This window comes from Chelativorans sp. YIM 93263 (assembly GCF_028767125.1).
GTDB lineage: Bacteria > Pseudomonadota > Alphaproteobacteria > Rhizobiales > Rhizobiaceae > Chelativorans.
Genome location: NZ_JAKCWP010000004.1, coordinates 1 through 20,587, shown reverse-complemented (window position 1 = coordinate 20,587; position 20,587 = coordinate 1). Strand labels below are relative to the sequence as shown.

Here is a 20,587-nt window from a genome sequence, read left to right as displayed (position 1 = left end):
CTCAGGGCTTCCAATAAACCTCGAAGGCGGCGAGCTCCTCCTTCGCGCGGCTCAGAGCGCCCTCGACGTCGATCCCACGTTGGTCAGCAATCAGGCCAACCAACAGCTCACCAGCCGCGACGGCTGGCACCACACTGCGGAAACCCGATTGCGAACGAGCCGTAACGATAAGGCTATGGTGCGCCACTCGCGCGAGTGGCGAGACAGGACTATCGGTAACGGCCACAAGAGTGACACCGAGATCGGCCGCCTTCCGTGCGATCTCCACGGACGTACGTGCGTAGGGCTCGAGCCCGACGACGAGGATGGCATCACCCGCGCCGGCGTGCCGGAGAGGTTCGACTCCCGTTCCTCCACCCGAATCCAGCAGGATCACATCTTCCCCGAGAAAGGAAAGCGTATGCGCGAAATGGTGTGCAACAGCATGTTCCGCCTGGCCACCGAGGCAAAACAGACGTCGCGCTCCGGCGAGCGCGTCTCCCGCCGCAAGGAGCTGCTTTGCGCTAACGTATTCGCCCAGGCTCGCGATCTGCGCGGCAAGCGTATCCGACATGCTGCCAATCCGAGAAAAAAGCCCCTGGTCATCGCCCCCGATATCGACCGGCGCGGAAAGCTCGATCTCGGCGTGGGGGTTACGCAGTTCCCTTGCGTAAAGCGCACGGATATCTTCGTAGCTTTTCAGCCCCAGCGTGCGCGCCAGGCGCATCATGGTGCTGTGCGAAACGCCGGCCCGGTTTGCCTGCTCGCGCATGGACATCAGCGCAACATCATCCGGATGGTCGAGTACATAACGGCTCGCCATCTGCAATTGCCGCGGCATCGACTCGTATCGCTCGATCAAAAGCTCTGCCAATGGTCCCTGTTTCATCTCTGTCTCTTTGCCCCTTGCCCGGTTGAAGATTACGGCCACCTTCATAAAAATGCAACATTTGGAACAAGGTTCTAAAAAAATTCCAAATGGACTTTCATTTCGGCTATCGGTATCCTACACTCGCTTGGTGCGCACACCCATTGAATCAAGGGGTACTTGCACATCCATGGTTTGGTTCACATCGAGGGAGTGAATAATGAGCGACTCTTCACCCGGCGCCATCTCCAGCGCGTCGAGCAATGATGCCAATCTCGACAAGATGGTTGAGCACCAGAAGGAGATGTTCAATCTGAGCATCAAGGCCGAGATGGCCAAGTCCGAGCACGACTACAATATGAGCATCTCGCGAAAAATCGGTGAAGCTGGCCAGAAGGCCTAGCGCAGCGTGTACGCGGAACGCGTGTCGCGGGCCTTGACGCGACACGCGCATTCCGGGCCATGGGAATTTGATCCGCGGTGTTCGAGCATATCGCAAGTCCTTGGGAGGTGCGCCTGAATGATGGCCGAGATGACGAAATTTGTTGACCGCGTTAGGGACACGGCCCTCGTACTCCGGATTTCACACAACATTCCCGGCCTGGAAATGGATGCCGATCGCGTGCAGAGCGGTGAGCCCTATATCGATTTCGAAGTGACCGGTGGCCTGCATTCGGGTGCCCGGCTGGATTTTGGCGAAACGACGTTCACCGTCGGATCGAGTGTCGAAGCCGATGTTGTCCTAAGCGATCCCGAAATCGCGGACATCCATGTGCGGCTGCGTATCGTAGACGACCGTGTGGATCTGGAAGCGCTTGGCGGGGCAGTTCGAATTATCGACGGAGACACCGTCCCGGAAGGGTATGGCCGGCGCTGCCGGCTGCCCTTGGAGATTTCCCTCGGCGGTGCGAATTTGCGCCTGCTCGACACACGTCCACCGCGCCCGGCGAAATTGCCATTCTCGAACCGCTCGTTCATGATTGCAGTCGGGTTGGCGGCGGCGATCTTCGCCGTTCCGGTCGCGTCCAACACGCTTTCTCCGGGCAATGCCGAAGATTCGGACAGCGCGCATGTAAACTTGGCGCGCGCAGATGCTTCAGGCGGTGCGACCTCACAAGAACAACCCGCGCCAGAACAGCAAGCGCTTGGTGCGCTGCAGTCGCAAATGAAACAGGCGGGCCTTAGCGGCCTCTCCTTAACGGCCGAGAAAGGCCGTATCGTCGTCTCCGGCAGCGTTCCCGATCACAGAGCCGAGGCGTGGAGATCTGTTCAAGCCTGGTTCGACGAGGTTCACGGCGGGCGACTTCTGTTGATGTCCAATGTCGTGATCGGTAACGCCAGCGAAGTACCGCGGCTTCCGTTGCGGGCGATCTGGTATGGCGAGCGCCCCTATATCATTACTGCCGGCGGCGCACGCTACCACGAAGGGGCGTTCGTCGATGGCGGCTGGATCATCAAGGAAATTGGGGAAGAGCGGCTGCTTCTGGCCAAAGGTGGGACAGAAATGGCCATCGAGTATCGATGACGCGGCGCATCGAAGCACTTCGGGTTGATACGTCCAGCATCCATTCGAACGCGCGCTCGGCGCAGAATCCCGAGGTGCAGCGCGACGAGGCTGTACGGCGTCAGCAGATCGATAAAGTCCGACTCCAGGCGGACCGCGCACAGGAATCGCAAACGCCCGGCGGGGCGGAACTTCAAGACCCGGCCCGTTCGGCGTCCCCCGATCGGAAGCGCTCGCCCGACGAACTCCTTGCCGATTTCGTGGCACCTGGAATTCCGGATGGGGACATTCTTCAGCGTTCTGCATCCATCCTGGAGCAATTCGTAACCGAGCTGGTTCCAGAGCTGAGAGGGGGTGAAGAGCTCCACAAGATGGCTACCACCTTGATAGAGGAGGAAATAGAACGCCATCAGTACCTTCTCGAAAGGATGCAGGAGGGAGTGGAGCCTGATTGACGTGCGTGACACGGTGCATCTGCTGCATGTTCTCGGTCACCTCTACGGCAGTCACGGACAGGTGAAGCGAGGGGTGGCCTATTTGCTGATTGCAGTTCAACTCGCTCCCGAGGATTCCGGCATCCTGCGTACTCTCGCGCATCTTCTTGTTCGTGATGGCGAAGCGGATAAGGCATTGGCTACGATCGAGCGGCTGGAGACCATGGAAGACACTGCCCGACATCCCGCCCTCGCCTTGTTGAGGAGCCGCGCATTGACGCTTGCCGGACGGACGGATGAAGCACGTGCGTCTTTCCGGAAGTTCCTTGCCGGGCAGGAGGACGAAGCACGTGCTTGAACGGATTCTGCCGTTCCTGTCGAAGCTTTCCCGGCGCAGCGATCTGGTTGTCGCCGTCCTTATGCTCGTCGCAGTGACGATGATGCTGATTCCGCTGCCGACGTGGCTTGTGGACATTCTCATTACGGCCAACATCGCATTCAGTGTGTTGATCCTGCTTGCGGCGCTTTACGTCACGCATCCCCTGCAATTTTCGTCGCTGCCGTCGGTGATCCTGTTGGCGACGCTCTTTCGCCTTGCCATTACCATCACCACGACGCGGCTCATCCTCCTTCAGGCCGACGCGGGCGAGATCGTGACGGCCTTCGGCGCCTTCGTCGTCGGCGGCAGTATCGCGGTCGGGCTCGTCATCTTCCTCATCATTACGGTCGCGCAGTTCGTGGTGATTGCCAAGGGCGCGGAACGAGTCGCCGAAGTGGCTGCGCGTTTCATGCTCGACGCTTTGCCGGGCAAACAGATGAGCATTGATGCCGAACTGCGCAATGGCGATATCGACCAGGCCGAGGCTCGGCGCCTGCGCAAGCAACTCGAGCATGAAAGCCAACTCTATGGCGCGATGGATGGCGCCATGAAGTTCGTCAAAGGCGATGTGATCGCCGGCATTCTCATAATCCTGGTCAATCTGATCGGCGGTTTTGCCGTCGGAACGCTGCAGCGGGGTATGTCGCTCGGTGACGCCATGCAGACCTACTCCCTTTTGACGGTGGGAGACGGCCTTGTTGCACAAATCCCGGCGCTGCTGATTTCCGTGGCTTCGGGTACGATGATTACACGGGTCACGGGAGCGGAAGATCAGGGCGACCTTGGCCGGCAAATCACCGGACAATTGCTGCGTGACGCCAGAACCCTCACCTTCGGTGCCGTTATTCTCGTAGCCTTGAGCCTGGTGCCAGGCTTCCCCTCGCTGGTATTTCTCATCCTGGGCGCAATCCTGGGGGCTGGCGCCTATGGAATTTACCGGCGCCCAGGCGAGACCAAACCGGTCAACGTTACCCCGTCAACCGAGGATCAGGATCAAACACCGGCAGACGCCGAACCCCGACCATTGGAATACGAGAAAGCGCCCAGCCTGCCCGCACCGGACCGCATTGTTGTGTGGCTTGGAAACGATCTCGGCAACTTGGTGCCAAAGGCAGAGCTCAGCGCGCGATGTGAACAGGTCCGGGCGGCCCTCAAGGCCGACCTCGGCATCGAAGTGCCGTCCATCGGTACCTATGTCGACGACGGAATTGAATCCAATCGCATGCGGGTCGATCTTGAAGGCGCCCCCATTCTCTCCGTGGAGGCTCCACGCGATCAGGTGCTTGTCACCGCAAATCCAACGGACCTGGAGCTCCTGGAAGTGCCTTATACGACGGGGTCACCGGTAGCAGGCCGGCAGAAGCCGATATGGGTTGAAAGCCGCCACGTGGCTAACCTGGCGAAGGCGAATTTGGGGCATCTTCAGCATGCGGAATTTCTTGGACAGGTCATCGAGCACGCATTGCGCGGCTACGCCGACCATTTCATCGGCATTCAGGAAACGCGCAAACTGTTGTCTTCGCAGGAAGATGAATACGCCGATCTCGTTCGCGAGGCACAGGAGATCGTACCGCTTCAAAAGCTCTCGGAAATCCTGCGCCGGCTCGTCGCTGAGGACATTCCAATCAACAATCTGCGCATCATACTGGAAGCACTTATCGAATGGGGCCAACGAGAGAAAGATGCGGCACTTTTGTGTGAGTATGTGCGCATCGCGCTGAGGCGTCAGATCAGCTTTCGTATGGCCGACCGCGACGGGATCATTGCCGCCTACATCCTGCAGCCTTCGGCGGAAGAAGCATTGCGAAAGGCGGTCCAAAACACATCCGCCGGTGGATTCGTCAATATCGGCGACGACGAGGCGCGGTTCATCGCCCAGCAGATAGAAGAGGCGCTTTCAAAGGCGACGGCCGGAACCGCCCCGGTGGTTCTGACGGGAATGGATGTGCGGCGTCACGTGCGCAGTCTGCTAACGCGCCAGAAGGTGAAACTCCCGGTGCTTTCGTATCAGGAACTCGCGCCGGAACTCAACGTCCAGCCACTGGCCACCATAACCAGCCGGCAACAGCGGGTGGAGGCACGAGAGCGACCAAAATCGCTCCCGGCTGCGCAAACGTGAACATGCCCGAGCCGTCGAATTACATGAGGAGCAGTGGTGGCCATTTGTCTGCGCCTCGGGGCAAATCCTGTCGGCTCTTAGAGCGAGAAGCAAGGACATGCCGAGCACATTCGGCGACAGCGACGCCAACCGGCAAGTTTGTGCGCGGGCCCTTCAGGGCCGGGCCAAAGTCGCCCTTAAATGTGTCGAAGATGCTCGAAAGTGATCCAAGGAGCCAACTTAGACCAACCGTTTAAATAGCCTACTGCTTGAGAGGGGAACTTTAGAATGAGTTTTTCTGCCACCGAGCCCCGCGCCTGCGGCGGGGTCTGGCTCGACCGACAACAGGAAGTGTCCTGGCTTGTAATAGCACTCGTCAGCCTTTTCATGGTGCTGCAGGGGGGTGGCACTCCAGCGAATGCGCAACAGCCCGGCGTGCAACTGGTTGATTTGTATGTAGGCCAAGGCAAGGTTTTGCGTTTTGATCAGCCCGTAGAGTCCGTTCTTATCGCTGATACAACGATTGCCGACCTCCAGATCGTGTCATCTGATCTTATCTACGTTTTTGGATTGAAGCCCGGTGTGACCAATCTCATTGCGGTCACTGCCAGCCAGCAGATCGAAGCTTCGATGGAATTTCGCGTCGGCGTGGATAACAGCTCCGCGACGGAAGCCCGCAACCGGCTCCAACCGACATCAATGACTGATCTGACATTCTTCGGCGATCGAATTGTTGCAACGGGAAGGGTGCGTAACATGGATGAAGCTGTCGATATCGACAGCGTGGCACGCACATATTCACCACCGGATCATCCGCCGCTGAACAACACCAGAATCGAAGGCTCCCAGCAGGTCAACATCCGTGTTCGATTCGCGGAAGTCTCGCGTTCGGAGCTTCTTTCCTACGGCCTGGACTGGAACACCACCATCAGCGATGGCGGCTTCAGCTTTGGGATGTTCAAGCAAGGCGGTACCGCGGACCCCAATCTCGGATTTAGCATCGGCACGAGTGATGTGAACATCGAGGTGTTTCTGGAGGCTTTGCAGCGTAACGGGATCGTCAAGATCCTTGCAGAACCAAATCTCACCGCCGTCAGCGGCCAGACAGCAAGTTTCCTGGCTGGTGGCGAGGTGCCCGTTCCCATGCCGCAGGGCAACGATTCCATAACCGTCAGCTATAAAACGTTCGGCGTCTCGCTTGGTTTCACGCCGACGCTTCTGGGGGGAAATCGGATTGCGCTCAACGTCCAACCGGAGGTCAGTTCGCTGTCGGAGAGCGGGAGCGTTTCCGTCGAGGGCCTGACCTTGCCCAGCTTTGTGGTGCGTCGTGCGGATACGACTGTGGAAGTTGCGAGCGGCCAAACCTTTGCTCTTGCCGGTCTGTTCCAGCAAAGATTGACACGCAATCTTCAGAAATTCCCGGTTCTAGGCGATGTACCTGTTCTTGGCGCGCTCTTCCAATCCCAGCGTTATCAGCGGGAAGAGACCGAGCTCGTCATCCTCATCACGCCCTTTCTGGTCGAGCCCGTCAGCCATGACAAGCTTGCAACGCCCATGGATAGACCGGCGCCAAAACCGCGCAAGAAAAGCGCATCCGACGTCGGAATGATCGTAAAGTAACGGGAGAACACCGATGCCTACAGTAAACCAATTTCGCGCCGCTGCGGTGTTGTCCCTTTTTGTCATGGCCGGCTGCACGAACACGCCGAGGGATGTATCATCGAATTTCGCCTACATGCCTTCGAACAATTATATGAGCACCGGAAAGGGCGTCGGCCAATCGGTTCTGGTACCGGAGGCCTGTCTCGGCGCACCTGCGGATCAGTCACCGGAACCGGCGGAAACCCATATGACGGTTGTTCCGCAACTGGGACCGCACCTGCCGCCCGGCTGTGCCAACGCTTACAACTTGCAGCTTATGGCAGAGCAGAAACGTGATCTCATCGAGGGGCGCGCGCTTGGAGCCGCGCCAGCAGCACCCTCGGCCAGAGCCGCCCGCCGCTACATTTATGAAGAAGGCGACGCGCTCGGCGGGGCTCATGAACGCGCGGCCACGACAGACATGGCGCTGTAACTTTACAGCCACAGCCACGCCCATTCGCGCCCATCTGTCCTGCAGGACAGCGGGGGCGCGAATGGGCGCTGACTATCATGACTGCCAGTTCACAACAGTAATGCTAACGGGGGCTCGGGCGACACCGGGGCCGCACCTGGTCTTCCTGCACTCACACGAGGCCAAACCGCACGAGATATCGCGCAATTAGTGGGAAGAGATCTTCACGCAAGTCATTTCCGACCCGCGCGTTCGGGAACAACGCCTCGATGAGTGCCGCATCCTCGACCACAGGACATCCGCGGCTGCGCGCACGAGAAAGCGACAGAGCGACGGCGGGTCCCTCATCCTTGGCGACAATGACCGGAATCGGCGTCTCTCCCGCAACGTATCTCAGCGCTACCGAACGGTCCCCGTGGTAAACAACCAGAGATGCGTTCTCCAAACCCCGCTTGACTGGCCGCGTAACTGCGTCGCGGCGCTGACGCCGCAACTCCTGCCTAATCTGCGGGTCGCCCTCGATGTCCTTTCGTTCGCGCTTGTACTCCGTGCGCGTCATGCGCATGTCGCGCCGGAACAGCCAACTTTGAATCGGTATGTCGAGAAAGCCGATAACGACGAAGGCGAGTGCGGCCGCTATTCCAAGCGGGGTGAGGATACCCACGACCGTTCCTGCCAGGCAGGACGTGCCACACCCGGGTGCCTCGAAAAGCGGCTGCAGCCAATTCAGCAGGATCAAGGTCAAAAGTCCGGTGAGGAATACGACCTTGAGCAGGTTCTTTCCGAACTCGACCAGGTTGCGGAGCGAAAACAGCCGCTTGAAGCCCTGAACCGGACTTACCTTTTCAAACTGCGGCTTGAGAGGCTCGAAAGAGAAGACCGGGCCGCCCGTCGCAAAAATGCCGAAAATAATCACGGTCGCAGCCGTGATGGCCACCAGCGGCGTGATTATCGCCAGCACCGTCATCAGCGTCTGATGCACGGCAAAGGCGCTTGCCTCGGCAAAATCATCGTTCTGCCGGCTGGCGATCGTGTCCATCAGTTCGACAAGCCTGTCGGACATAACGGGCCACGCAAAGAAAAGGTATGTCAGGGCCGCGAAGATAGACAAACCCGACGGCAGATCGCGGCTTTGCGGCACTTGTCCCTTGCGCCGCGCTTCCCTGAGTTTCTTTTCAGTGGGAGGAAGTTGTTTTTCCTCACTTTCCTGCGTCATGGGTTTCGCCTATGACCTGCTCATGATAGGCGAAATGGGCATTCTGCGGAGGGGCTGTCAAGCCGCGCGCGATGGGTGGGAGATGAATATGCGACGACGCATGGCGGTTGTGCTTGTGATGAGTGCGATCGCGCTTACCGGTTGCGCTACAACGCAAGGCGGAAGCGAAGACACGAGCGCGGAGCCGGCAAGCCAATCCTCTCGCCTCATGAGTCTCGCGGCGGATCTCGAGCAGCGCGGCGAATGGGAAACCGCTATCACACTTTACGAACAGGCTGCTGCGCTACCGGGTGCTCCAGCCAGCACGTTTGTCGGTCTGGGAGACGTCTACATGCGTTCGGGCTATCCGGACGAAGCAATGGAGGCCTACCGCGCCGCCCTATCGCGTTCACCAAAGTATGGCCCGGCCCTCGTCGGACTGGGCTGGGCGATGATCGATCAGGGCGATGCAGAAGCGGGTATAAGAACGCTTTCCGAGGGTGCTCAGAGCGTCAACACCAGCCAAGCCTACAACCGCCTCGGCGTGGCGCAAACCTTTGCAGGCCAGACCCAGCCGGCAATGAACACGTTCGCTCGTGCGCTTTCGCTCGCGCCCGACGATCTGGATGTCCAGATCAACATGGCGCTCGCGGCAGCGCTGGCCAACGATGATGCCCAGGCGCTGCCGATCGTCCAAAGGGTCGCGTCCAATCCCGACGCCAACCTTCAGCACAAGCGCAATGTCATACTCATTTACGGCTTACTGGATCGGGACAACGAGGCGCGTGCGCTCGGGCTTACCGGGCTAGCCACCGAGGAAGTCAACACGCTGCTTTCGCAGGCCGGCACCATACGCGCGCAATCTTCGCTGCAGGCTCGCGCTGAAGCGCTCGGCTCTATCGGGGTATAATCTGCTGGTTCCGGTTCTTCGGGTTAGAGGCTATCAGGAACGTGTATATTCAAGAGGGCAATCGTCGCCTAATCGCCCGTCCGATTTCCCGCGAATTCGCCAGCGATCGCAACGACCCCGCTTCGCTCGATGAAGCGTGGCGCAAAACATAGCTGCGGAAGCCAAGCCTCAACTGGCGCTATATTGATCGCGGGTTGCTCGCATGTTGTGTACACGGCATCGTTTCGGTAGACATTATCCAGATAAAATAAAAACAATCACTCATCGAAGAGAAGGGGAAGACCGTATGGGAAGGAAAATTGCAGGAGCCCGATCGCTCCGGGCGGCGATCATTGCCGCAACGGCAATGACGGCATCCGTGACCGGGGCAACGGCCCAGGAGGAGAATACGTTGCGTTTCGCGTTTCAAGGAACGCTGAACGCTCTCGATCCGTACTCGCTCAACGAGACCTTCACGCTGGGTATGCTCGGCAACGTGTATGAAGGTCTGACCAAGCGCGACGAGGATCTGGAGATCATTCCCGGCCTTGCCGAAAGCTGGGAAATGCTCGAGCCGCTGCATTGGCGCTTCCATCTTCGCGAGGATGTGACCTTCGCAAACGGCAATCCGTTCACGGCGGACGACGTCATCTTCTCCGCCGAGCGCGTGCGGGCTGAGAATTCCGATATGAAAACCCGCATTCCGGCGGATTCGGAATGGGTCAAGGTCGATGACCACACGGTGGATGTCAAACTTCAGACGCCCAACCCCATTCTCATTGCCGAATGGGACACCTGGTACATCATGGACAAGGAGTGGTCCGAGGAAAACGGGTTGACCAACCCGATCTCCGCGCGGGACACGAATCCGGGTGAAGCGGCCTACATGGCAAACGGCACGGGGCCTTTCCAGATTGATAGCCACGAGCCGGGCGTGAAGACCATCTACACAGTCAACGAAGACTGGTGGGGTGAGGTCGAACACAATCTGGATCAGGTCGTGTTCACGCCGATCGCGTCCGACGCCACTCGCGTTGCAGCGCTGCTGTCGGGCGATGTCGATCTGATCGAACCAGTGCCGGTCCAGGATATCAGTCGTGTGGATTCCAACCCAGATACCGACGTTTTGACAGGACCGGAACTGCGCGTCATCCATCTCGGCTTCAACCAGATCCGGGATGAACTGCCGACCTCCGACGTCGAGGGTGAGAATCCGTTTCGAGACGCGCGAGTCCGCAAAGCCTTCTACCAGGCCATCAACATCGATGCGATCAAGACACGCGTAATGCGCGACCTTGCTACGCCGGTGCCGCTGCTCATCGCCAACGAACTCTTCGCCGATTCGGGCGAGTTCGAGCGTTGGCCCTACGATCCGGACGCAGCCAAGGAGCTTCTGGCCGAGGCCGGATATCCGGACGGCTTTACGGTCGGGATGGACTGCCCCAACGACCGCTACGTCAATGACGAGGCTATCTGCCAGGCAGTTGTGTCCATGCTCGCGGGTATCGGCGTGAACATCGATCTGAATGCGCAACCTAAGGCGCAGTACTTTGCGAAAGTGCTGGCGCCCGGCGGCTATGACACGGACTTCTTTCTCTTGGGCTGGACGCCGAGTTCGTTCGATTCGTGGAATGTTCTGACCAACCTGGCGACCTGCCGCGATGAGTCCGGCGCTGGCGGACCGTTCAACCTCGGCGGCTACTGCAACGAAGAGGTCGACGCGCTGGCAAAGGATATCGTGGTCGAAACGGACATCGAAAAACGCGACGCGATGATCAAGCAGGCCTATGAGATCCTGACCAGCGAGACGTCGCATATCCCGCTGCACCAGCAGTCCCTAGCATGGGGTAAGCGGTCGAACGTCGATATCGTTCAGCGTTCGGACAACCAGGTCCTGTTCTACTGGGCCCAGGTTCACTGAAACCCCACATGATCGACCGTCTCCCGGCCGGGTAATCCCCGGTTGGGAGCGGTCTTAGGGCCGGTTAAATGCTCGCATTCACCATTCGGCGTCTTTTTCAGGCTGCGGGCGTGCTTCTCGTGGTCGCACTTTTTTCCTTCGTTATGTTCCGCTTCGTCGGCGACCCCATCAACCAGATGGTTGGTGTGGACACGAGCCCGGCCGAACGTGCGCAACTGCGCCAGGATCTCGGGCTGAACGACCAGATCATTGTTCAGTTCGCACGCTTCGTCGGCAACGCCGTGCAGTTCAACTTTGGAATCTCCTATCAGATGAAGCAGCCGGTAGCGCAACTGATCGCAAGCCGCTTTCCGGCGACAGCGGAACTGTCGCTTGTCTCGGCGTTATTCGCCCTTCTCATCGGTGTTCCGATGGGCGTCTATACGGGCCTTTACCGCGACACGCTTCTTTCGCGCCTCTTCATGGCCATAAGCTTAGCGGGCATATCCCTGCCAACCTTTCTCATCGGCATTCTGCTGATTTTCGTCTTTTCGGTTCATCTGGGCTGGCTGCCTTCCTTCGGCCGCGGCGACACCGTTCAGATCGGCGGCTTCTGGACAACCGGATTCCTGACCAAGTCCGGACTTCTATCGCTCATCCTGCCTTCGATCACGCTCGGCCTTTTCCAGATGACCCTGATCATGCGCCTCGTTCGCGGTGAGATGCTGGAGGTGCTGCGCACCGACTTCATCAAATTCGCCCGCGCGCGGGGGCTTTCCAGGCGCGCGATCAATTTCGGTCATGCGCTGAAGAACACGCTCATCCCGGTCATCACCATCACGGGCCTGCAGCTCGGCTCGATTATCGCTTTCGCGATCATCACCGAAACTGTCTTCCAGTGGCCGGGGATGGGGCTTCTGTTCCTGCAGGCAGTTCAGAACGTGGATATTCCGATCATGGCGGCTTATCTGCTCCTGATCGCCTTCCTTTTCACGGTGATCAATTTCATCGTCGATCTGCTTTACGTTGCCGTCGATCCCCGGATCCGGCTTGGAGGGAGCCCGGCATGAGCGAACAAACCCTCACACAGGTCCCTGCGCGCAGATCCAGCCGCCTGAAGAACGCTCTCGACAGCGACCTCATCTATTCACTTCGCAAATCGCCGCTGACCATGGTGGCTGCGGTCGTGACCCTGGTGCTGGTCCTGTCAGCGGTCTTTGCGCCCTGGATTGCACCACAAAATCCATATGACCCCTCCTCGCTCTCCATTATGGACAGTTTTTATCCACCTGCCTGGGAAGCCGACGGTGATCCCCGGTTTCTGCTCGGCACCGACGACCAGGGCCGAGGGCTGCTTTCCACGATCCTTTACGGTATGCGCACTTCGCTCGCTGTCGGCTTTGCCAGCGTGATCTTCGCCATGGTTCTCGGCGTGACCCTGGGGCTCGTAGCGGGCTATTTCGGCGGAAAAACCGACAGCATCATCATGCGCATCGCCGATGTGCAACTTACCTTCCCAGCCATTCTCATCGCGCTTCTGATCGACGGGGTGGCGCGAGGGCTCGCCGGTTCGCACGCTTATGATGAGATCGTCTTCGGTGTGCTGATCCTTTCCATCGGATTGAGTTTCTGGGTTCAGTACGCGCGTACGGTTCGCGGCTCCGTGATCGTGGAAGCCAATAAGGAATATGTTCTGGCGGCGCGGCTCATCGGCTTGGGGCCGATCACCATCATGTTCCGCCATGTCCTGCCAAACGTGCTGGGGCCGGTTCTGGTCATTGCGACGATCAATCTGGCGCTCGCCATCATCACCGAGGCCACGCTCTCCTTTCTGGGCGTCGGCGCTCCCCTGACGCAACCCTCGCTTGGCACCCTGATCCGGGTCGGCAACGACTTCCTGTTTTCCGGCGAATGGTGGATCACGATCTTCCCGGGCGTTACACTGGCAGTGCTCGCCCTCGCCGTTAACCTGCTCGGAGACTGGCTGCGCGACGCATTGAATCCGAAGCTGCGATGACACCTACTCTTTCCGTCAAGAATCTCAGGGTCGAGATCCCCACACGCCGCGGCACGCTGGTGGCGATCGACGATCTATCCTTCGACATCGCCCCTGGGGAAGTCCTGGGGATGGTGGGGGAGTCGGGCGCCGGCAAGTCGATCACGGGCTCGGCAATTATCGGTCTGCTGGAACCGCCCGGTCATGTTGCCGCCGGTGAAATCAGCCTTCAGGGTGAGCGTATCGACGGGCTTCCGCCGGACGCCATGCGCCGCATTCGAGGCCGGCGCATCGGCATGATCTTTCAGGATCCGCTAACGAGCCTTAACCCGCTCTACCGCATCGGCGACCAGCTCATCGAGACAATCCTGACCCATGAGAACATGTCGCACGCAGCCGCGCGCGCCAAGGCGCGACAACTGCTGGAAGAAGTCGGAATTCCGGCTGCGGGGGAGCGCCTGTCCTCCTATCCGCATCAGTTTTCCGGCGGCATGCGCCAGAGGGTGGTGATCGCGTTGGCACTTGCAGCCGATCCGGACCTGGTCATCGCCGATGAGCCCACGACCGCGCTTGATGTTTCGGTCCAGGCGCAGATCATCGCGCTATTGAAGCGATTGTGTGAGGATCGCGGCACGTCGGTCCTGCTGATTACGCATGACATGGGCGTGATCGCAGAGACTGCCGACCGGGTTTGCGTGCTCTATGCCGGTCGGATGGCCGAGATTGGCTCGGTTCAGGATGTGGTGAAGAGGCCGCAGCATCCTTACACGGTTGGCCTGATGGCAGCCATTCCCTCGCTGACGATGGATCCCCACGAGAGCCTTGCGCAGATCCCCGGCTCCATGCCACGTCTCGGCGCCATCCCCTCCGGCTGCGCTTTCAACCCGCGTTGCCAGTTCGCTTTCGAGCGCTGCAGTGCGGAGCGTCCAGAGCCTTATCCCACGACATCGGGACGGGCCGCCTGTTTCCTGCACGACACGGGTGGATCCAAACTCCCTCCGGTCGAAAATGCCCGGCGCGCGGAGAAGGCGGGAATCGCCGTGAAAGGCCGAACCGAGGATACAGTCTCATGAATGTCGCGGAGATCAAGCAGCCTGCTTCGGGCACTGTCCCCAGCCAGGAAACGCTGGTGGAAGCGCGCGATCTGCGCCGTGTTTTCGACCTGTCCCGCCCCTGGCTCAACCGTCTGATCGAGCGCGAGGGACGCGTTACCCTGACTGCCGTAGACGGCGTGGATTTCTCCATCAGGAGGGGGGAGACCTACGCACTCGTTGGAGAGTCAGGCTCGGGCAAATCGACCATCGCCAGAATGGTGGTCGGGCTCCTGAAACCCACGGCCGGTTCCGTCAGCATCGCGGGTACGGATGTCTGGGCCAAAGCGCAAGCCGCTGAGCAGCGGGCGATGCGACGGCGCATCCAGATGATCTTTCAGGATCCGTTCGCCAGTCTGAACCAGCGCTGGCGCGTTCAATCGATCATCGCCGAACCCATCAAAGCCTTCGGGCTCATTACCAACCCGGCCGACCGGGCGGAGCGTGTCGCAGAGCTTCTGTCGCTGGTGGGCCTCGATCCGCGTGACGGACAGAAGTTCCCGCACGAGTTCTCAGGCGGCCAGCGCCAACGCATCGCCATCGCCCGGGCGCTTGCATCCGAGCCGGAGTTCATCGTCTGCGACGAGCCGACCTCGGCGCTGGACGTGTCCGTGCAGGCTCAGGTCCTCAACCTGCTGCGCGATCTCCAGCAGCGCCTCGGCCTCACCTATCTCTTCATCAGCCACAATCTGGCGGTCGTCCGTCACATGGCATCGCAAGTCGGCGTCCTTTATCTCGGCCGCCTAGTGGAGGAAGCTTCCGCACAGGAGCTTTTTTCGGAGCCGAAACATCCTTATACCCGCATGCTTCTCGATGCGGTGCCAGATATCGCCATGGAAGGCATTGAGCGCCGCTCCATCGCGGGCGAGATTCCCAACCCGATCACACCACCTCCCGGATGTCATTTTCATCCCCGCTGCCCGCGCGTTATGGCGCACTGCAAGACGGTTATACCTCCGGTGGAACATGCCGGGAACACGAGCGTCCGCTGTCTCCTTTACGGAAGCACGTGATATCAGCCCAGTTGACCGAATTCTGATATATCTCTGATATATCAGGTCCGTTACTGTGCCTACATGACAGGCAGCGCCGTTTCCACGAGCCTTGCCCAATAGGAGCAGCCGATCGGGATGATCTCGTCGTTGAAGTCGTATTCGGGATGATGGACATACTGAGTGTCCCCCTGCCCGAGATAAATGAAGGCGCCAGGGCGGGCCTCCAGCATGAAGGCAAAATCCTCACCGCCCATCACCGGCGGCGTTTCCGGATCGACTTTGTCTCCGGCCACCTGCCGCGCCACTTCGGCGGCGAATTCCGTCTGCGCGGGATGGTTTGAGAGAACCGGATAATGACGCTGGTAATCCAGCGTCGCCTTTGCGCCGAAGGCGGCGGCCGTATTCTCCACGACCTTTGCCATGCGCTCTTCGAGCAGGTCACGCACCGTCGGCGAGAGAGTGCGCGCAGTGCCGGTCAGGCGCGCGGTTTGCGGGATCACATTGAACGCGTCACCTGCCTTGAAGGTGGTCACCGAAATGACACCGGATTCGACCGGATCGACGTTGCGCGAGACCACGGATTGAAGCGCGGTCATGATGTGCGCGCCCACGAGCGTGGTGTCGATACAGCGCTGCGGCCGTGCCGCATGGCCACCGACGCCTTCGATGTCGATGATGAACATGTCGGCCGCTGCCATCATCGACCCCGGACGCAGTGCGAACTGACCGAACGGAATGCTCGGCGCGTTGTGCATGCCGTACACCTCGTCGATGGAGAAGCGCTCCATCATGCCGTCGTCAACCATCTCGCGCCCACCGCCGCCGCCCTCTTCCGCGGGCTGAAAGATCACCACTGCCGTGCCATCGAAATTGCGCGTCTCGGCCAGGTAGCGTGCCGCGCCCAAGAGCATGGCCGTATGCCCGTCATGGCCGCACGCGTGCATTATGCCGGGCGTCCTGGACTTGTGGGGTACGTCTGTGGCCTCCTCGATCGGCAGCGCATCCATGTCCGCGCGCAGACCGATAGTCCTGCCGCTTTCCGCCTTTCGCCCCTTGATCACGCCAACCACGCCGGTGCGCCCGATCCCGGTCACCACCTCGTCGACGCCGAACTCCCGCAGCTTCTCGGCAACAAGTGCTGCCGTACGGTGCACCTCGAATTGCAGCTCCGGATGGGCGTGGATGTCGCGCCGCCACTCCGTGATGTCGTCGTGAAACTCTGCAATCCGATTGATGACCGGCATCATCCGCTCCTCAAATGCGCTACTCTCGATTTAGCGCACTTTGTCCGCTCGATCTGGACAATGCAAGGAGGATGATTTGGGCCAGCTTTACAGTTGTTTTCCGCCGCACCCCTCTGTTCCGCCGGTTTACAACTGTAGTCCCAGTCTCCGCCCGCCTGGGCGGAGACTCCATGCCTTCCTCACAACTTCCCGATGATGTTGAGGAAGACGCCCTGGTCGTCCATTGTCAGGTCTCTAAGGTCGTCGGAGAAGTGTCCGAAGTTGTATCCGAGGCCGACCTTGAAGTTGTCGCCGACGTGGCGGTAGACGGCGGCGAGGGCGCCGTATTCGGTGGTGTCGGCCTCGGGCATGTGCATGACGCGGCCTTCGAGCAGCAGGTCCCAGTTCTTCACGAAGTGCAGGTCGGTGCGCAGGATGCCGAGATGGGCGGAGGATTTCTGCCATTCGTTCTCGAAGCCGGTGCCCGTGCCGTCGTCGACGCGGTAGCGCACCTCGCCATAGCGGAAGCCGTACTTGCCGCCCACCGACAGCCACGGCTTGACGTCATAAACGACGTCGGCGGAGACGATGTGGCTGCGCTGGGCCGGGGCAAACCGGTCGCCCGTGGCGCCGCTGATCACCTGGTTGTTGCCCGGCAGGTCGTAGAGCCAGGTGTATTTGAACAGCGCGTTGAGCTTGTCGTGCTCGACCGGCCGGTAGGCATAGCCGAGCGAGGCCTCGACATAGTCCGTGTCGGTGAAGGCGGTCTGGTTGGAGCCGCTGTCGGAGATCACGGCATCGACGCTGGTCAACAGCCGCCAGTCCGGATTGGTCTTCCAGTTCAGCCCGGCGGCGAACAGGTAGGTGTTCTGGTCGCGGGTCTCGTCATCGGAGCGCTCGATGCGCACCTCGCCGCGCACGCGTGCCTTGATGCCCGCCTCCTCGTCCTCATAGCCGATGGCAAGCGAAGGAGCATAACGGTCGAAGTCCTCGCGCAGGTTGCCGTTGTCGTCCACCGTGTCGTCGCGCACACGGCCGACTTCCAGCCCGCCATCGACGGTCCATTGAGCGTCCGGCGTATAGAGCACGCCATAGGTCTGGGTGAGCGAGCGGCGGTCGCCATACAGGTCGTAGTTGCTTTCCGTGTAGGACGACAGGGTATCGCCCATGCGCCGGCGCATGCCGGCCACGATGGTGCCCTTGTCGCGCCCGGAAAGCGTCCGGTTCCGGGTCAGGCTGAAGGCCCGGTCCGGATCGAGCTTGTAGCCGAGATAATAGTGCTCGTCGGCCGTCGGATCGTAGGTCACCCCGGCCAGCCCGCCGACCCCTTGCGTGCCGTAGGAGACCTCGCCGGTCACGCCGATCGTGTCGGTGAACTGAACCTCCGCACCGACGCCGACCCGGTCGTTGCGGTCGATGTCGCGGGTGTGGTCCAGCGTGCCCTGGCCGAACGCATAGACCAGACGGTCGTCGTCGATGCGGTAGTCCACCCGCACGCCGGCGTCGAGGCGCGAGCCGTCGCGGGCGTGCTTGTCGCCGCGGTGGTCGAAGCGCGACATGATCTCGGAATAGGTGACCCCGAAGGAGATCTTCCAGTGCTGGTCGTATTGCCAGCTGACCGCCGCCGCGCCATCGCGCTTGCGCTGCCCGTCATCGTCGCTCAGATCGTCATAGGACAGCGCAAGTGCCGCGTCCTCGCTCAGCGCCAGATCGGCATGGGCGCCCCACACGCGCCGGTTGGCGCGGGCCTGGTCGTGGAGCGTGGAAAAACCCCGCTCCTTCTCCTCGTAATAGCCGCCCACGGTGCCGTCGACACCGGCGCCGATCTCGTCGAGCGCCACCTGGCCTTCCACCCGCCAGGCCGTCGCCGCGCGGTCGATCGGATCATCGGCGTCGTCCAGGTCGTTGCCCCAGCTCAGCCCGCCATCGGTCGAGACCGAGCGGTTGAAGCCCGGCCCCTTCGAGTGGGCGATCTCGGCCTCCAGAAAGGTGCGCTCGGAATGGCGTATGCGGATATCGGCGCCATAGGCGCGCTGGTCGGCCATCCCGGTGTCCTCGTCCATGCCGGTCACGCCGACGCGTACATGGTCGTTCAGCCAGTGCTGGGCGCGGCCGCCATAGACATAGCCGTCCACCTCGCCGGCCACCGGCTCGTACTCGTAATCGGCCACCAGATAGAGATCGTCGCCGCCGATGGCGCCGTTGCGCACCGGTCCGTCCGTGCCCGTCATCGAGTGGAGCGGCCGGCGCAGGATGATCACGCCCTGCATGTAGTCGAAGGAATAGTCCTCACCATAGGTGAGCACCGTGCGCTCGATCACACGGCCGGTCACCGCGTCGCGCCGCTGAACCGTCAGCGTCTCCGAGCCCTCGACGATGTCCTGTCGCTTCAGGAAGTAGGCCGAGCCGCCGGTGCCGAGGAACTCCTCGCGCTGCGGCAGCGTGTCGGGCTGGGCGGCATAGGCCGTGGCCTCCGTGCGCCGCTCGCCGAACGACGTCGTCTCCTGCGAACGGTAGGTGGCGCTGGCGCCGTAAAGCGCCCGGTCGGAGCGCAAGAACTCCGTGCCGGAAATGCGCGTCTTGTAGTTGCCCCACATCACATGGCTGTCGCCGCGCTCCAGCCGGACATAGAACTTGCCGTTGGTTGGCGCGTCCTCGACCATGGTCGAATCGTCGCCATAGACGGGATAGTAGTCGTCCGGGTCGAGCCGGCGCAGGATGCGGCGCGGATCCTGCTTGTCGAGATTGCGCCACAGGCTGTCCAGATCGTCCTCGCCCGTGTCGGCGGCGGCCGTCAGCAGATACTCGCCCTTGATCTTGCCCTTGAGATAAAAGGCAAGCCGGCCCTTGGAATAGACCTCGTCATACTCGCCCGGCCGCACCGCCTCGATGCCGTCGTCGCCGGTGCGCTTGCCGATCGTCAGGTCGGCCAGGCCGACATAGAACCAGTCGTCGTCGGGGATGTTGATGTCGCGGGAGAAGGACAGCCCGCCCGTCTTCGACGCCCCCTTCACCCCGACATCCACCGCGTGGTCGCCGGGCGGCAGGATGCGGCTCACGACGAACGCCTGGTCAGGGTCGACGGGAATGGTCTCGCCGAGCGCCTCGACCCGGTAGCCCGGCGGCACGTTGCGGCCATAGACCGTCACCGCCCCGCCATTGAGCGGAATGTTCCTGAACGCCGTGCGGTCCTCGCCCCAGCCCGGCGCGACCGCCTCGGCGCGATGGCGCTCCAGCTCGCGCTCGGAGCGGGCGATCGTCAGCGGCACCGTCTCGTCATAGCGCTCGCGCTCGCCGTAGACGCGCAGCACATAGGCGAAGTCGCCATCGCCGGCCGCCGGCATCTGCCAGTCCGCCGTGCCGTTGATGGCCACCGGGACAACGGCCACCGGCCGGCCCTCGGCCACCCGGTCCGCCTGATAGATGCGGATCTCGGCGCGCTCGATGAAGGCGGGATAGTTGCTGGTGGCAAAGAAGGTGACCGTCTCGCCGGCGCGATAGGTGCGCTCCACCGGCATGGTGGACACGTTGAGCAGCGGCTCCACCTCCAGCCCGTCGAACTTCACCTGGATGTCGACGGCCGAAAGCCCCACATCCGTCTGCCGCTGCCGGTCAACCGGGCGTTCCTGAGCCTGCCGAAGGGGCGGCTTTGCCTCTCCCGGTGCCAGATCGGCTGCGGCTTCGCCAGCCGCGGCGCTCTCGTCCACCGTCTCGCCATCGACGCTGATACGGAAGGGAATGGACGGTTCGTCTCCCGCACGCGCCCGTTCCGTGTTCGCCCCCACCGGCGTGGTGCCGCTGGCGCTGTCGTTGAGCGCCTTGCCGGTGACAGCCGGCAGGCAGGCACCGTCCGTGCAGGCCTCCTGCGCCCCCGCCGCGGGCATCAGCAGCGCCAGAACCGACGCGCTGGCGGTCAGAAGAAACGCACCATGACCGAACCGCATCCGCAAGGTTCCCCTTCTCATCGCCCTCATTGTCCCGCC

General features: G+C 61.1%; 17 protein-coding genes. 13 read left to right on the top strand and 4 right to left on the bottom strand.

The features are described from left to right. Position 1 precedes the first annotated feature (1 nt). The gene (locus LY631_RS09850; RefSeq protein WP_274425125.1) at positions 2 to 868 is read right to left on the bottom strand and encodes a MurR/RpiR family transcriptional regulator; all 867 of its coding nucleotides are present in this window, start codon (positions 866 to 868) and stop codon (positions 2 to 4) included. Positions 869 to 1,067: 199 nt separating this feature from the next. Here LY631_RS09850 and LY631_RS09845 point away from each other — a divergent pair, with 199 nt between their 5' ends. From LY631_RS09845 to LY631_RS09815, 7 genes are all read left to right on the top strand, one after another. After that, a complete protein-coding gene (locus LY631_RS09845; protein ID WP_274425124.1) occupies positions 1,068 to 1,250 on the top strand; it encodes a hypothetical protein in 183 nt (60 codons plus the stop codon). Positions 1,251 to 1,379: 129 nt separating this feature from the next. Next, on the top strand, positions 1,380 to 2,372 hold the full coding sequence (locus LY631_RS09840) for a SctD/MshK family protein (protein WP_274425123.1): 993 nt from the start codon (positions 1,380 to 1,382) through the stop codon (positions 2,370 to 2,372). After that, positions 2,369 to 2,806 (top strand): hypothetical protein, encoded by a 438-nt coding sequence (locus LY631_RS09835; protein ID WP_274425122.1) that lies wholly within the window; start codon positions 2,369 to 2,371, stop codon positions 2,804 to 2,806. The genes LY631_RS09840 and LY631_RS09835 overlap by 4 nt, the downstream gene beginning before the upstream one ends. A gap of 1 nt (position 2,807) precedes the next feature. Continuing rightward, on the top strand, positions 2,808 to 3,143 hold the full coding sequence (locus LY631_RS09830; protein ID WP_274425121.1) for a tetratricopeptide repeat protein: 336 nt from the start codon (positions 2,808 to 2,810) through the stop codon (positions 3,141 to 3,143). Further along, entirely contained in the window at positions 3,136 to 5,283 is a 2,148-nt protein-coding gene (gene sctV, locus LY631_RS09825; RefSeq protein WP_274425120.1) for a type III secretion system export apparatus subunit SctV, read from the top strand. Before LY631_RS09830 ends, sctV begins: the two co-directional genes overlap by 8 nt. A 267-nt stretch (positions 5,284 to 5,550) precedes the next feature. Continuing rightward, a complete protein-coding gene (locus LY631_RS09820) occupies positions 5,551 to 6,882 on the top strand; it encodes a type II and III secretion system protein family protein (RefSeq protein WP_274425119.1) in 1,332 nt (443 codons plus the stop codon). A 13-nt stretch (positions 6,883 to 6,895) separates the two neighbouring features. After that, positions 6,896 to 7,336: a hypothetical protein gene (locus tag LY631_RS09815; RefSeq protein WP_274425118.1), complete on the top strand. Its 441-nt coding sequence runs from the start codon at positions 6,896 to 6,898 to the stop codon at positions 7,334 to 7,336. Between the two features lie 151 nt (positions 7,337 to 7,487). On the opposite strand, the gene LY631_RS09810 is transcribed toward LY631_RS09815, so the two are convergent. Next, the gene (locus tag LY631_RS09810) at positions 7,488 to 8,531 is read right to left on the bottom strand and encodes an EscU/YscU/HrcU family type III secretion system export apparatus switch protein (RefSeq protein ID WP_274425117.1); all 1,044 of its coding nucleotides are present in this window, start codon (positions 8,529 to 8,531) and stop codon (positions 7,488 to 7,490) included. An 88-nt stretch (positions 8,532 to 8,619) separates the two neighbouring features. Here LY631_RS09810 and LY631_RS09805 point away from each other — a divergent pair, with 88 nt between their 5' ends. The 6 genes from LY631_RS09805 (at position 8,620) to LY631_RS09780 (ending at position 15,399) form a co-directional block, all read left to right on the top strand. Continuing rightward, on the top strand, positions 8,620 to 9,420 hold the full coding sequence (locus LY631_RS09805) for a tetratricopeptide repeat protein (RefSeq protein WP_274425116.1): 801 nt from the start codon (positions 8,620 to 8,622) through the stop codon (positions 9,418 to 9,420). A gap of 286 nt (positions 9,421 to 9,706) precedes the next feature. After that, on the top strand, positions 9,707 to 11,320 hold the full coding sequence (locus LY631_RS09800) for an ABC transporter substrate-binding protein (protein WP_274425115.1): 1,614 nt from the start codon (positions 9,707 to 9,709) through the stop codon (positions 11,318 to 11,320). A gap of 68 nt (positions 11,321 to 11,388) precedes the next feature. After that, on the top strand, positions 11,389 to 12,369 hold the full coding sequence (locus LY631_RS09795) for an ABC transporter permease (protein ID WP_274425114.1): 981 nt from the start codon (positions 11,389 to 11,391) through the stop codon (positions 12,367 to 12,369). After that, positions 12,366 to 13,316, top strand: coding sequence for an ABC transporter permease (locus LY631_RS09790; RefSeq protein WP_274425113.1), 951 nt, complete (start codon positions 12,366 to 12,368; stop codon positions 13,314 to 13,316). The genes LY631_RS09795 and LY631_RS09790 overlap by 4 nt, the downstream gene beginning before the upstream one ends. After that, positions 13,313 to 14,368: an ABC transporter ATP-binding protein gene (locus LY631_RS09785; RefSeq protein WP_274425111.1), complete on the top strand. Its 1,056-nt coding sequence runs from the start codon at positions 13,313 to 13,315 to the stop codon at positions 14,366 to 14,368. Before LY631_RS09790 ends, LY631_RS09785 begins: the two co-directional genes overlap by 4 nt. After that, positions 14,365 to 15,399: an ABC transporter ATP-binding protein gene (locus LY631_RS09780; protein ID WP_274425110.1), complete on the top strand. Its 1,035-nt coding sequence runs from the start codon at positions 14,365 to 14,367 to the stop codon at positions 15,397 to 15,399. The genes LY631_RS09785 and LY631_RS09780 overlap by 4 nt, the downstream gene beginning before the upstream one ends. A gap of 59 nt (positions 15,400 to 15,458) precedes the next feature. Here LY631_RS09780 and LY631_RS09775 read toward each other — a convergent pair whose 3' ends face one another. Together LY631_RS09775 and LY631_RS09770 are read right to left on the bottom strand one after the other, a co-directional pair. After that, complete coding sequence (locus tag LY631_RS09775) at positions 15,459 to 16,625, bottom strand: M20 aminoacylase family protein (protein WP_274425109.1); 1,167 nt, start codon at positions 16,623 to 16,625, stop codon at positions 15,459 to 15,461. Between the two features lie 179 nt (positions 16,626 to 16,804). Beyond that, positions 16,805 to 20,548 carry a TonB-dependent receptor gene (locus LY631_RS09770; RefSeq protein ID WP_274425108.1) on the bottom strand — a complete coding sequence of 1,248 codons (3,744 nt, stop codon included), beginning with the start codon at positions 20,546 to 20,548 and terminating at the stop codon, positions 16,805 to 16,807. Between the last annotated feature and the right edge of the window lie 39 nt (positions 20,549 to 20,587).

Excerpts from the sequence above, each read along its gene's own strand:
- LY631_RS09850 (WP_274425125.1), bottom strand. The coding sequence starts at position 868 with ATGAAACAGGGACCATTGGCAGAGCTTTTGATCGAGCGATACGAGTCG.
- LY631_RS09845 (WP_274425124.1), top strand. The coding sequence starts at position 1,068 with ATGAGCGACTCTTCACCCGGCGCCATCTCCAGCGCGTCGAGCAATGAT.
- LY631_RS09840 (WP_274425123.1), top strand. The coding sequence starts at position 1,380 with ATGACGAAATTTGTTGACCGCGTTAGGGACACGGCCCTCGTACTCCGG.
- LY631_RS09835 (WP_274425122.1), top strand. The coding sequence starts at position 2,369 with ATGACGCGGCGCATCGAAGCACTTCGGGTTGATACGTCCAGCATCCAT.
- LY631_RS09820 (WP_274425119.1), top strand. The coding sequence starts at position 5,551 with ATGAGTTTTTCTGCCACCGAGCCCCGCGCCTGCGGCGGGGTCTGGCTC.
- LY631_RS09815 (WP_274425118.1), top strand. The coding sequence starts at position 6,896 with ATGCCTACAGTAAACCAATTTCGCGCCGCTGCGGTGTTGTCCCTTTTT.
- LY631_RS09810 (WP_274425117.1), bottom strand. The coding sequence starts at position 8,531 with ATGACGCAGGAAAGTGAGGAAAAACAACTTCCTCCCACTGAAAAGAAA.
- LY631_RS09805 (WP_274425116.1), top strand. The coding sequence starts at position 8,620 with ATGCGACGACGCATGGCGGTTGTGCTTGTGATGAGTGCGATCGCGCTT.
- LY631_RS09800 (WP_274425115.1), top strand. The coding sequence starts at position 9,707 with ATGGGAAGGAAAATTGCAGGAGCCCGATCGCTCCGGGCGGCGATCATT.
- LY631_RS09795 (WP_274425114.1), top strand. The coding sequence starts at position 11,389 with ATGCTCGCATTCACCATTCGGCGTCTTTTTCAGGCTGCGGGCGTGCTT.
- LY631_RS09790 (WP_274425113.1), top strand. The coding sequence starts at position 12,366 with ATGAGCGAACAAACCCTCACACAGGTCCCTGCGCGCAGATCCAGCCGC.
- LY631_RS09785 (WP_274425111.1), top strand. The coding sequence starts at position 13,313 with ATGACACCTACTCTTTCCGTCAAGAATCTCAGGGTCGAGATCCCCACA.
- LY631_RS09780 (WP_274425110.1), top strand. The coding sequence starts at position 14,365 with ATGAATGTCGCGGAGATCAAGCAGCCTGCTTCGGGCACTGTCCCCAGC.
- LY631_RS09775 (WP_274425109.1), bottom strand. The coding sequence starts at position 16,625 with ATGCCGGTCATCAATCGGATTGCAGAGTTTCACGACGACATCACGGAG.
- LY631_RS09770 (WP_274425108.1), bottom strand. The coding sequence starts at position 20,548 with ATGCGGTTCGGTCATGGTGCGTTTCTTCTGACCGCCAGCGCGTCGGTT.